The 11949-nt window shown below is 53.7% G+C and carries 11 protein-coding genes; 10 read left to right on the forward strand and 1 reads right to left on the reverse strand.

The window, feature by feature from the left end; genetic code table 11:
* Positions 1–127: 127 nt before the first annotated feature.
* From ABIE29_RS14885 to ABIE29_RS14900, 4 genes are read left to right on the forward strand one after another with little or no spacing between them, the layout of a single operon-like run.
* On the forward strand, positions 128–1552 hold the full coding sequence (locus ABIE29_RS14885; RefSeq protein ID WP_429619633.1) for a DUF3375 domain-containing protein: 1425 nt from the start codon (positions 128–130) through the stop codon (positions 1550–1552).
* Positions 1549–2361, forward strand: a complete 813-nt coding sequence (locus ABIE29_RS14890; RefSeq protein ID WP_429619503.1) for a DUF4194 domain-containing protein — start codon at positions 1549–1551, stop codon at positions 2359–2361. The genes ABIE29_RS14885 and ABIE29_RS14890 overlap by 4 nt, the downstream gene beginning before the upstream one ends.
* Complete coding sequence (locus tag ABIE29_RS14895) at positions 2345–5734, forward strand: ATP-binding protein (RefSeq protein WP_429619504.1); 3390 nt, start codon at positions 2345–2347, stop codon at positions 5732–5734. The genes ABIE29_RS14890 and ABIE29_RS14895 overlap by 17 nt, the downstream gene beginning before the upstream one ends.
* On the forward strand, positions 5724–6914 hold the full coding sequence (locus ABIE29_RS14900) for a DUF3322 domain-containing protein (RefSeq protein WP_429619506.1): 1191 nt from the start codon (positions 5724–5726) through the stop codon (positions 6912–6914). Before ABIE29_RS14895 ends, ABIE29_RS14900 begins: the two co-directional genes overlap by 11 nt.
* A gap of 35 nt (positions 6915–6949) precedes the next feature.
* Here ABIE29_RS14900 and suhB read toward each other — a convergent pair whose 3' ends face one another.
* Positions 6950–7753, reverse strand: a complete 804-nt coding sequence (suhB, locus tag ABIE29_RS14905; RefSeq protein WP_021178863.1) for an inositol-1-monophosphatase — start codon at positions 7751–7753, stop codon at positions 6950–6952.
* Positions 7754–7870: 117 nt separating this feature from the next.
* On the opposite strand from suhB, the gene trmJ reads away from it, so the two are divergent.
* From trmJ to hscB, 6 genes are all read left to right on the forward strand, one after another.
* Complete coding sequence (gene trmJ, locus ABIE29_RS14910) at positions 7871–8605, forward strand: tRNA (cytosine(32)/uridine(32)-2'-O)-methyltransferase TrmJ (protein WP_429619508.1); 735 nt, start codon at positions 7871–7873, stop codon at positions 8603–8605.
* Between the two features lie 194 nt (positions 8606–8799).
* Positions 8800–9294, forward strand: coding sequence for a Fe-S cluster assembly transcriptional regulator IscR (gene iscR, locus ABIE29_RS14915; RefSeq protein ID WP_021807192.1), 495 nt, complete (start codon positions 8800–8802; stop codon positions 9292–9294).
* A gap of 55 nt (positions 9295–9349) precedes the next feature.
* Positions 9350–10564: an IscS subfamily cysteine desulfurase gene (locus tag ABIE29_RS14920; RefSeq protein WP_024529352.1), complete on the forward strand. Its 1215-nt coding sequence runs from the start codon at positions 9350–9352 to the stop codon at positions 10562–10564.
* Between the two features lie 24 nt (positions 10565–10588).
* Entirely contained in the window at positions 10589–10975 is a 387-nt protein-coding gene (gene iscU, locus ABIE29_RS14925; protein ID WP_004952090.1) for a Fe-S cluster assembly scaffold IscU, read from the forward strand.
* 52 nt (positions 10976–11027) lie between these two features.
* Positions 11028–11351: an iron-sulfur cluster assembly protein IscA gene (gene iscA, locus ABIE29_RS14930; protein WP_021178859.1), complete on the forward strand. Its 324-nt coding sequence runs from the start codon at positions 11028–11030 to the stop codon at positions 11349–11351.
* A gap of 68 nt (positions 11352–11419) precedes the next feature.
* Positions 11420–11941, forward strand: coding sequence for a co-chaperone HscB (hscB, locus tag ABIE29_RS14935; RefSeq protein WP_429619511.1), 522 nt, complete (start codon positions 11420–11422; stop codon positions 11939–11941).
* The last annotated feature ends 8 nt before the right edge of the window (positions 11942–11949 follow it).

Below are 11949 nucleotides of genomic sequence, written 5' to 3' on the forward strand. Positions count from 1 at the left end.
CGTGAGATTAAATATTGAACAAAGAGATAACATAAGTAAAATAACCTAATGTAATCCCTCAGGATTTCCTATAAAGAAAGAGAGGTTTATCATTAGTTTCTATGAGTTCCAAGCCAGATTTCGGCGTATCTATCAGGAAAATATTGCCTGGAAGTTATTGCGCACGGATAACGCCCCGCTGATATTGGCTTTCGTCGCCGATCTGTTCAGTGAAGAAAATGAAGTGCCCTATGGGCGTGCCCGCATTCTGTTGGAAAGCATTCTTGAACAGTGTCGCCTCCAGGGCATTTGGATCACCGAAAGCCCAGCGACCAGCTATCTGAACCAATGGATCCAGGCAGGGTGGTTACGTGAGTTGGATGGCCAACTGACCAAAACCGATGCCTGTGAAACAGCCCTACGCTTTAGCCTCTCTTTAGATCAGCACAGTGCCACCACCACGGCCTCACATTTACGCATCGTACAAGATGCGGTGCGTGATTTTGTTATTTCTATTTCCCCCAATCCCGATCGCCGTTTGGCGGTGCTTGAGCAGAAGAGGCGTGAAATTCAACGTGAAATAGACGCGGTTAAGGCCGGGGTGATCGTGGAGTTGTCGCCGTCGCAGCAACGAGAGCGCTTACGGGAAATCTATCAGTTGGCTTCGGTGCTGACGGGGGATTTTCGCCGTGTCGAAGACGAAATCCGCACCATGGATAAAGATATTCGTATCCAGATGATCGAACAGGGAGCAAGCCGAGGAGAAGTGCTATTGGCGGTGCTGGAAAAAGAACAGCTATTGACCGAGACCGATGCTGGCAGTGCCTTCGAGGGATTTTTCCAATTGTTGTGCGATCAAAACCGCACGACGGAATTTCGCGAGCAGTTACAGGTGATCCTGAATCTCCCGGTCGCAGAATCATTAACGGCCCAGCAAAAACAGTTTCTTGGGCAACTGATGCGTGAACTGAGCCGCGAAAGTGAAAGGGTATTTCTGATCCGCCGCAAGACCGAAGAGAGCTTGCGTGCTTATATCGAAAGCGGGACATTGTCTGAACAGCGCGCGGTGGATCGTCTGTTGGGGCGGCTGGAACGGTTGGCGATCCGCTTTAAGGAAGACCAGAACAGCTTGAAAACCAGCACTTCGGTGCGTCTACCTACTGGGCATATTCGCTTTTACTCGCCAGATGCGCTGCTGCTGAAGTCTCCCGATGAGCAGTTGGATACCTCCGGCGTAGAAGTTCAAACCAACGGCCATATTCCCAGCGACGATATGCTGGACTATCTGGACACCGTAAGCATGCTCGAAGTGGCACAGTGCCTGCTGGATATATTGCAGCGCGGTGGCCCCATGACCCTTGCCGCATTGGCACAGCAGCACCCCTTAGAGATGGGGCTGGAAGAGTTGGTTGCCTGGCTGCGCGTTGCCAAAGCGGTAAAAGCGACAGAGCTGGATGAAAAGGAAACGATAATGGTGACGGATAAACAAGGTGTGCAACTGAATGCGGTGATCCCCGGCTATCTGCTGAGTGCGGCCATGTTTCCCGCGAACTTGGGGGAGCTGGCGCTGTGAGCGAAGAGAAAGTGTCATCAGGCGATTTACTGGATCGCATGCGGCGTCTAAGCCAGCTTAGTAAAGAGCAGCGGGAACGAGCTACCGAGCCTGAACCAGTGGCAAAACTGCCGGAAGAGCGGCTAGATTTGGAGCTGGATTTTGCGGCACCAGAGATTGCTACCGCTGAACCCGAGGTAACGGAAGCTGATACCGAGGCGTTAGCCCCGGAGATCCGGCGAACTCTGGTTAGCCTGCTGCGTGTTGGCGTCGTACTGGCCACGCAAAAGCCCAAGCTGTTCGAAGCCTTATGTCGCCATCAAGTCGTCATCGGTAATCATCTGGCCAATATGTATCTGCGTTTATTGCTGGATGAACCGGGCGGAGTGGCTTTTGTCCTGCAGCAAGATCTGGAGGAAGATGAGGAGACGGAAACCATTTCCCTGATTAACCGCCGCACCTTGTCCTTGTATGACACCTTACTGCTGTTGGTACTACGCAAGCATTATCAGGAGCGGGAACGTGCAGGCGAACAGCGTGTGATCATTGACATTGAGCGTATCGAAAGCCACCTGACGCCCTTTCTGCCGTTAACCAATAACAGCAAGGCGGATAGAAAGAAGCTGAATTCGGCGTTAGATAAAATGGCCGAGCGCTATATTTTATCGGCGATCCGTGGTGAGAGTGAGCGCTATGAAATTACCCCGGTCATTCGTTATGTGGTTAATGCGGCATTCTTGGAAGCTATGCTCGAAGAGTATGAACGGCTGGCATTGAGCGCGGAAACCTCTCCGGCGAACAAGGAGGAAACAGATGATGGCGAAGAGTGAGCAATTGACGCTGCCCGGTGCTGATTGTGGGCAAATCAGGCTGGCTGAGTTATCCGTCTATAACTGGGGGTCATTTCACCAACTGCATACGGCCGTCATCGATCCGTTGGGCACGCTGGTGACTGGGGATAACGGGTCGGGTAAATCGACGCTGATCGATGGCCTGATGGCGCTGCTGCTGCCAGCGGGAAAAGCTTCTTTTAATATTGCCGCAGCGCAGGGGGATCGCACCGATCGTTCGCTGGTGTCCTACATGCGCGGCAGCTTCGGCTCTGAGCATGACGGGGCCAAAACGCGGGTCAAAAGCAAGCGTGAGGGGCCAGTGCTTACCGCATTACGGGCGTTATACCGTGCCGATGATGGTTCTTGCATCGTGTTGGCAGCGCTATTCTGGACCACCAAGCACAGCCATGCGCTGGCGGACATCAGCCGGATCTATCTGGTGGCACGGCGCGATGTCGCCTTGAAAGAGCTATTAGATCGCTTTGGTGAGGGCAACGTGCGCGGTTTGAATCAATGGCTGAAAGAAGATCCCGCCATTACGCCGTGCGGCGATAATTTTAGCGATTATCAGGAAACCTATCGGCGCTGCCTGCATATGGAAAATAAAAATGCTCCGGCATTGCTGGCGCGCGCGCTGGGTTTAAAGAAAATCGATGATTTAACCGAGTTGATCCGGGAACTGGTGCTGGAAGCCAGCGGTGTTAAAGACGATGCCCGCCGGGTGGTGGATGAGTTCGCCGATCTGGTGGCGATCCATGAACGTTTGCTGGATGCCCGTAATCAACGGGATCATTTGATCAGATTCCCCGATTTAGACCGTAGCTTGCGCAGCTGTGAAGCGGAGATCAAACGGCTGACGGCTCAGCTTGATGCCTTACCGGTTTACATGGGGGAATGTGGTTTTCGTCTGTGGGAAACCAGGATCAAAGGGTTACAAAACCAACTGGACGCGCTGGCGTTGGAGATCCGGCAGTTGGATCGCGATGAGCAGGAAACCCAGGAACAGGTTGATAAAACGCATACGGATTATATTAACGCCGGTGGCGATCGGATCGAAATCATCAAGCAAGAGTTGGCGCAGGCTCAGCGTCAACTGGAAAGCGTGGGGGTTAAAGCCTCGGAGTATCAGCAGGAGGTTAACGCGTTGGGGCTGGAGAGCAGCCTGCGTGAAGGGGTATTTCTGCATAATCAGGCGATTTCGCGGGAAAAACTGCAAACCATTAGCGATGAAAAGCGCGCAGCTCAAGATGGATTTGGCGCGCTGAGCGCCGAGTTGGCAAACTTGCAAGGGCAGTTGCGCCAACTTGAACAGGAATTGGAAGGGATACGCGCCCGGCCTGATTCGAATATCGATCTGCGTTTCCAACGCTTGCGTGACGAAATGGTGACTGCCTTGGCGTTACCACGTGAACAATGCCTGTTTATCGGAGAGTTGGTGGATGTCGACCCAGATCAACTACATTGGCAAGGGGCTATCGAACGGGCATTGGGCGGCATACGTACGACGTTAGCCGTGCCAGAGGTGAGTTTTCATTTGGTGACCCGCTGGCTGAATCAGCGTCATACCGGGCTTCATGTTCGAGTGCAGGTGGTTCGGGAAGCCGAAGCGTCAGCCGAGCCAGCGTTCCATCATGATGGCTACCTGCATAAATTAACCTGGCGGGAGCATCCTTACCGCAGCTGGCTGCAGCACTATCTGGCGCGTTTTGATTTGCACTGTGTCGATACGGTCGAAACCCTGGATGCCACCGCATTCTCCATAACTCAGCAAGGGTTGATTCATCGCGACAAAGGCCGTTTTGAGAAAAAGGATCAGCATAAGGTTGACGATCGGCGGGCATGGCAGTTGGGGTTTTCTAACCAGACGCGTATTGCGTTGTTAGAGCAGGATATCAAGTCATCAAGCAGTGAGTTGAGTAAAACGCAAAAGGCACTGGAATCGGCGCGCATCGATCTGGATGAGGTGAACCAGCGAGAGGCGTTGTGGCAAAAACTGCCTCGCTATCGTTGGGAAGATATCGATGCTCCGTTGTGGCAGGGTAAAGTTGGCCGGATTGAGCAACAGCTTAATCAGTGGGTAGCTTCGGGGAGCGATCTCCAGCAGTGTAAAGCACGTTGGGAGGAGGCCAAGCAGCGCTTAGCCACCTTGCGGGGAGAAAAAGACCGCAAGAATGCCAGCCAGGGCGGGTTGGATAACGAAAAGGCAAACGCGCAGCGCGAGCAGGATAAAGCCAGTAAGGCGGCGGAGCCTGGGATGGAAGACGAGGTGCGTCTTCTGCTGCAACAACGAGTTGGGACCTTGGACGACGCGGAGCTGTCTCAGCTGGCGTTTTTGACTGAATCACACCGCAAGCGCTTGGTGACAGCTCAGGATAAAGCCAGCGATCGCAAGAACAATGCCCTGCGGGAAGCCGTGGGCAGCATGTCATCCTTCCGTACCAAGTGGGAAATTATCGCAGGCAGTTGGGGAGCCGGTGTCGACAGCCTGCCCGAGTATTTACAACATCTCGAACAGTTGGAGCGCGAAGGTCTGCCTGCTTTGGTGGAGCAGTTCAAAGCACGTCTAAACAAGCACGCCACCCAGTCAATGGTACGTATTCGTCAACGCATTGATGCCGAACGCGATGATATTCTGGAGCGGATTGCGACTATCAATAAAGTGCTGGCTCGTACCGAGTTCCGGGCCGGGAGCTATTTGAAGTTAGGCACCAAGATCGAAATGTATCCCCACGTGCAGGACTTTAATCGCCAGTTGGATAAGGTTTTTGCTCAGGCAACCAGTGACGATCATCTGGCTCGTTATCAGCAGTTAAAGCTGGTGATAGGGATCCTGGAGAAAGCCAGCAATCCGACCTCTTCGGGGACGCAGGAAAGCCTGCGTCTGTTGGATGCGCGTTATCAAATGTCATTCTTTGCCGAAGAACGGGATATGGCCAACCATGATGTGCGTGATGTCTTGCTATCTTCGGGCGGTAAATCCGGTGGGGAGAAAGAATCCTTCGCTGGCACTATTGTCGCCGCCAGCCTGGCCTATGTGTTGACGCCCGAAGGCCAGGATCGGCCGGTTTACTGTACGGTATTTCTGGATGAGGCTTTTTCCAATACGGCGGAGGCCGTCAGCCGCCGGGTATTGCAGGTCTTCCGCGAGTTGCACATTCACGTCAATATCATTACGCCCTATAAGAACCTCAACCTGGCGCGTGAATCTGCGCGCTCATTGCTGATTGCCGAGCGTGATGCCAAGAACCATGAAAGCCGCCTGTGTGAAGTCACCTGGGCGGAAATAGATCGGCGGTTGGATACGGCACGCCAGCGCCGAGCGCAAAACCTGGGCATTGAATTAACCGAGGTTGGCCAGCATGGCGGATGATTGGGGTCGCTTGCCTGAGCAGGCTTATGCCTTGATCTCGAAGCGTGAGTGGTTTCACCGGGGCAACTTGAAAGCCCGCCTTTTAGGGGAACGCCCTTTTCCCATACGCGTTTCGCTGAAACCACCGACGAATCGGGCAATATTAGCAGACCTGGCGCATTTCCAGCGCTACGTCAGTGCCTGGCGGCAATTTCCGCAGCAGCAATGGCTTGAGTGGGAAGAGCGTAATTATCGAACGTTGGGGAGCCAGCGGGTGCCAGTGGCATTGGTACTTGAGGATATCACCAGCTTGCTGGCTTATCTGGGGAAAGAGGCGCAAGCCCGCAGCGATAGCTGGGTACGTAATATGACGCCATTATTGGCGATAGAGGCCAAATTGTACCCGGTGTTGGTGAATTATCTGGAGTTGTTAGCCTCGTTGTCCCCGATAGATATTCAGCGGTTGCAGCAGTTGATCCCTCAGCTTAAACCCGGCATGGGTAATGGCCAGTATCTGCGTGCTTTACCACTGCAAGGCGTTGATACCAAATTTGTCGAGCACTATGTTCGCTTGATTAGCGATCTGCTCGATTGCCTGCATGATGGGGCGATCGAAGCACAAGGTGGTTTGGCTAACTGGCTGGATGTTAAAGGCAATCATAAAGGCTGGTTAACGGTACGCCCGTTATGCACCGCTGCGCAGGCAAGGCTGGGTGGATTAGGCTTGTTGCAGCTAACGGTGGAGGAGTTGCGCCAACAGCCATTACCGGCCAAACATATTCTGGTGGTGGAGAATGTGCAGTCAGGATTGGGATTGCCCTTATTGGCCGATACGGTAGCGGTATCCGGCGGAGGGAAAAATGTCAGTTGGCTGGATGCACCTTGGCTAGTCGATAAACAGGTCGCGTACTGGGGCGATATCGACTCATGGGGATTGCATGTGTTGAGCGATGCGCGCAGCAAATTGCCACAGCTGACGGCCCTGATGATGGATCATGCTACCGTGATGCGTTATTCAGCGATGATGGTTGACGAGGACTCTTCGATGACCGCAGTGCCAACGCACCTGAAGGCGGATGAACTAGCGTTGTTTAAGGCGTTGATCGCGGGAAGTTACCCAGGAACGCGTTTGGAGCAGGAGAAGATAGCGCCGGATTATATCCAACAGCGGCTGAATGAATGGTTGAGCCGTTTACAGTAGAAAACGCGGCATCAGTAGCCTGATGCCGCTCAAGATTAACGCTTCAGCGCTTCGCTCAGTTCTTCACGCATGTTGGAAAGCAATGCTTTCACCACACGCGGGTTACCGGCAACCACGTTGCCAGAGCTGAAGTGGTTATGCCCGCCAACAAAGTCGGTGACCAAGCCACCAGACTCACGTACCAGCAGTTCGCCAGCAGCAAAGTCCCAAGGCTTCAGACCAATCTCAAAGAAACCATCAACGCGGCCAGCGGCAACGTAGGCCAGATCCAGCGCGGCGGAACCGGTACGGCGGAAGTCGGCACATTGGGTGAACAGTTTGCCCAGTACGTTGATGTAAGCCGGTGCGTGCTGTTTGACTTTGAACGGGAAGCCGGTCGCCAGGATGGTGCCATCCAGATCTTTGGCATTGGTGCCGCGCAGACGGTAACCGTTGAGCTGTGCGCCCTGGCCACGGGTGGCGGTGAACAGTTCGTTGCGCATTGGATCGTAAACCACGGCCACTTCGGTACGGCCTTTAATGCGTACGGCGATGGAAACGGAAAAGTGTGGTAGACGTTTGATGAAGTTGGCGGTGCCATCCAGTGGATCAATCACCCATTGTACATCCTGATCTTCACCGGTTAACTCACCGCACTCTTCACCAATAACGGTGTGTTTCGGGTAAGATTTACGGATGATTTCGATGATCAGACGCTCAGCCTCGCGATCGACGTTAGTGACAAAGTCGTTAGAACCTTTTTGTGTCGCTTCTACAGCGTCTGGAGTCTCGTAATTTTTGGCAATCAGGTTGCCAGCCTTGCGCGCAGCGCGCACGGCGATAGTCAGCATCGGATGCATGGGTATCTTCCACAGGATGTTAAAGAACAGGAAACGGCGCGAAGTATAGCAGGTGTTCGGCAAAATACCTACGACTGTGTTAGGATGCTACGATTTTCCGCAACGCTCAGAGTTTGTATGCTGCACAATATCCGCATTGTTCTGGTTGAAACCTCTCATACCGGCAACATGGGCTCTACGGCCCGTGCCATGAAAACCATGGGGTTAACCAACCTCTATCTGGTCAATCCACTGGTGAAGCCCGATTCCCAGGCGATCGCCCTGGCCGCAGGCGCCAGCGATGTGATTGGCAACGCCACGATTGTCGATACCTTTGATGAAGCCATTGCGGGTTGCCGCCTGGTGGTGGGCACCAGCGCTCGTTCGCGCACTCTCCCATGGCCGATGCTGGAACCTCGCGAATGCGGCGTACGCGCGGTACAGGAAGGCGAGCAGGGTCCGGTTGCGTTGGTCTTTGGCCGTGAACGCGTTGGGCTAACCAATGACGAATTACAGAAATGCCATTATCATGTCGCCATTCCTGCCAACCCGGATTACAGCTCGCTGAATCTGGCTATGGCGGTGCAAATCCTGGCGTATGAGGTTCGCGTTGCCTTCCTCGATCGCCAGCAGGCAGAGGTCGCGCCGGTGGAAGAGTCGCCGTATCCTCTGGTGGATGATATTGAACGCTTCTATCAGCATCTGGAGCAAACGCTGGTGCGCACCGGCTTTATCCGTGCCGCCCATCCAGGGCAGGTGATGAACCGTTTACGCCGCCTGTTTGCCCGGGCACGCCCGGAGGCGCAGGAGCTGAATATCTTGCGTGGTATGCTGACCTCGATCGAGAAACAGGATAAACAGCAAGGTAATTAATTTTGCTGTTACCCGCAGTTAGGCGAGTTAGTATTGCTTATCTGGGGGTTATAAGGTGTATTTTATATACATCGGATAGAGAAACGCACAAAAAGCACGAATACTTGAGTAAATTAGTAGGTTAAATAGTTGACTGATTTACTCGGGAATGTCAGAATTTGGCCCATGTTTGACCAACAGGTAACCAATTAGCTATGAGACTGACATCCAAAGGCCGTTATGCAGTAACTGCCATGCTCGACGTGGCATTACACTCCCAGGAAGGGCCGGTACCACTGGCGGATATTTCCGAACGCCAAGGTATCTCGCTCTCTTATCTGGAACAACTGTTTTCCCGCCTGCGTAAGAATGGTCTGGTGGCCAGCGTACGTGGGCCAGGCGGTGGTTACCTGCTGGGCAAAGAGGCGGACGCTATCGCCGTGGGTGCGGTGATTTCCGCAGTCGACGAGTCAGTAGACGCCACCCGTTGCCAGGGTAAAGAAGGCTGCCAAGGGGGCGATCGTTGCCTGACCCATACCCTGTGGCGCGATCTGAGTGAGCGCATCAGCGGGTTCTTGAACAATATTACGCTGGCCGAACTGGTGAACAACCAGGAAGTGCTGGACGTGGCAGACCGTCAAAATAGCGATACGCGCCGCACGGCCAACGGTCGTCTGCAAGAAACGATCAACGTTAATCTGCGCGCATAAGCAGCTGGCGACTAATTTATTGGTTTTTGGAAGTGATGTACGGAGTACAAGAGCAATGAAATTACCGATTTATCTGGACTACTCGGCCACGACCCCCGTCGACCCGCGTGTTGCCGAGAAGATGATGCAGTTTTTGACCCTGGACGGCACTTTCGGTAACCCGGCCTCCCGTTCCCACCGTTTCGGCTGGCAGGCGGAAGAGGCGGTTGATATCGCCCGTAACCAAATCGCTGAGCTGGTTGGCGCGGACCCGCGTGAGATCGTGTTCACCTCAGGGGCCACCGAATCCGATAACCTGGCGATCAAAGGCGCTGCCAACTTCTATCAGAAGAAAGGCAAGCACATCATCACCAGTAAAACCGAACATAAAGCCGTGCTGGATACCTGCCGCCAACTTGAGCGCGAAGGTTTTGAAGTCACCTATCTGGCACCGCAGAGCAACGGGATCATCGATCTCCAGGTTCTCGAAGCCGCGATGCGTGAAGACACCATCCTGGTTTCCATCATGCACGTGAATAACGAAATTGGCGTGGTGCAGGACATCGCCGCCATCGGTGAAATGTGCCGGGCGCGTGGCATCATCTATCACGTCGATGCGACCCAGAGCGTGGGTAAACTGCCTATCGATCTGAGCAAGCTGAAAGTGGATCTGATGTCCTTCTCCGGCCACAAGATTTATGGCCCGAAAGGCATTGGTGCCCTGTATGTGCAGCGTAAGCCGCGCATCCGCATCGAGGCCCAGATCCACGGCGGCGGCCATGAGCGCGGTATGCGTTCCGGTACCCTGCCAGTGCATCAGATCGTTGCCATGGGTGAAGCCTATCGTATTGCCAAAGAAGAAATGGCCAGCGAAATGGCACGCCTGCGCATCCTGCGCGATCGTCTGTGGGACGGCGTGAAAGATATGGAAGAAGTGTATCTGAACGGCGATCTGCAACACGGTGCACCGAACATTCTCAACGTCAGCTTCAACTATGTTGAAGGTGAGTCGCTGATCATGGCGTTGAAAGACTTGGCGGTTTCTTCAGGTTCTGCCTGTACCTCTGCCAGCCTTGAACCCTCCTATGTGCTGCGTGCACTGGGTATGAGTGATGAGTTAGCGCACAGCTCGATCCGTTTCTCCCTGGGGCGTTTTACCACGGAAGAAGAGATCGATTACACCATTTCGTTGGTGCGTAAATCCATTGGCCGTCTGCGCGATCTCTCCCCACTGTGGGACATGTTCAAACAGGGCGTGGATATCAACAGCATCGAATGGGCACATCATTAATTCTCAGCATCCAGGAGCAACGTCATGGCTTACAGCGAAAAAGTAATCGATCATTATGAAAACCCGCGTAACGTAGGGTCGTTTGATAACGAAGATCCTACCGTCGGTAGCGGTATGGTAGGGGCACCAGCCTGTGGCGACGTGATGAAGCTGCAGATCAAGGTCAACAACGAAGGCATTATTGAAGATGCCCGTTTCAAAACCTACGGCTGCGGTTCCGCCATCGCCTCCAGCTCGCTGGTGACCGAATGGATGAAAGGCAAGTCTCTTGATCAGGCCGAAGCGATCAAAAATACCCAGATCGCCGAAGAACTGGAGTTACCTCCGGTTAAAATTCACTGCTCAATTCTGGCCGAAGACGCCATTAAAGCAGCGATCGCCGACTACAAGAGCAAGCACAGCGCCAAGTAGTTATTGTTGAGTCAGTTAGCCCGCCCTGCGGGCTAAGATTGAAGAGGTTGTTATGTCGATTACCATGAGCGACAGCGCCGCGCAGCGGGTTCAGGCATTTTTGGACCACCGTGGCAAAGGTCTCGGCCTGCGTCTGGGCGTGCGAACTTCCGGCTGTTCCGGAATGGCGTATGTGCTCGAATTTGTTGATGAAACGAACGACGATGATATCGTTTTTGAAGACAAAGGCGTCAAGGTGATCATTGACGGCAAGAGCCTGGTCTATCTGGACGGTACCGAGCTTGATTTCGTCAAGGAAGGTCTGAACGAAGGCTTCAAGTTCAACAACCCGAACGTCTCAAGCGAGTGCGGCTGCGGCGAGAGCTTTAACGTCTGACAGTCCATCGTGCTCCCCCGTGACCCACGGGGGAACCTCAATCATCACGATAACGCCCCGAGCACGCTATGGATTACTTTACTTTATTCGGGTTGCCGGTCCGCTATAGCGTAGACGGCAGCTTGCTTACCTCACGCTATCAAGATTTGCAGCGCCAATTCCACCCCGATCGTCATGCCCTCCAACCGGAGCGTGAACGCCTGATGGCGTTACAGCAGGCGGCGACCATCAATGAAGCCTATCAGTCGCTGAAGCACCCGTTAAAACGTGCCGAGTATATGTTATCTTTGCACGGCTTTGATTTGGGCAACGAGCAACATACTATGCGTGACACCGCGTTCCTGATGGAGCAGTTGGAGCTGCGTGAAGAGCTTGATGCCATTGAACGCTCGCCGGATGCGCAAAACGCCCTGGCTGCCTTCGCCACGCGCCTGAACAAGACCTTCAAACAGCGTAGCGCGCAGATGGTGCAGGAGCTGGATGATCAGCAGTGGTCACAGGCTGCCGATACCGTGCGCAAGTTACGCTTTTTGGACAAGCTCCAGCAACAGATTGAACAACTCGAAGAAAAATTGCTGGGTTTTGAGTAATAGATTCT

The organism is Serratia sp. 2723, assembly GCF_050434425.1.
Lineage (GTDB): Bacteria > Pseudomonadota > Gammaproteobacteria > Enterobacterales > Enterobacteriaceae > Chania.

Excerpts from the sequence above, each read along its gene's own strand:
- iscA (WP_021178859.1), top strand. The coding sequence starts at position 11,028 with ATGTCGATTACCATGAGCGACAGCGCCGCGCAGCGGGTTCAGGCATTT.
- ABIE29_RS14895 (WP_429619504.1), top strand. The coding sequence starts at position 2,345 with ATGATGGCGAAGAGTGAGCAATTGACGCTGCCCGGTGCTGATTGTGGG.
- ABIE29_RS14920 (WP_024529352.1), top strand. The coding sequence starts at position 9,350 with ATGAAATTACCGATTTATCTGGACTACTCGGCCACGACCCCCGTCGAC.
- hscB (WP_429619511.1), top strand. The coding sequence starts at position 11,420 with ATGGATTACTTTACTTTATTCGGGTTGCCGGTCCGCTATAGCGTAGAC.
- suhB (WP_021178863.1), bottom strand. The coding sequence starts at position 7,753 with ATGCATCCGATGCTGACTATCGCCGTGCGCGCTGCGCGCAAGGCTGGC.
- ABIE29_RS14900 (WP_429619506.1), top strand. The coding sequence starts at position 5,724 with ATGGCGGATGATTGGGGTCGCTTGCCTGAGCAGGCTTATGCCTTGATC.
- iscU (WP_004952090.1), top strand. The coding sequence starts at position 10,589 with ATGGCTTACAGCGAAAAAGTAATCGATCATTATGAAAACCCGCGTAAC.
- iscR (WP_021807192.1), top strand. The coding sequence starts at position 8,800 with ATGAGACTGACATCCAAAGGCCGTTATGCAGTAACTGCCATGCTCGAC.
- trmJ (WP_429619508.1), top strand. The coding sequence starts at position 7,871 with ATGCTGCACAATATCCGCATTGTTCTGGTTGAAACCTCTCATACCGGC.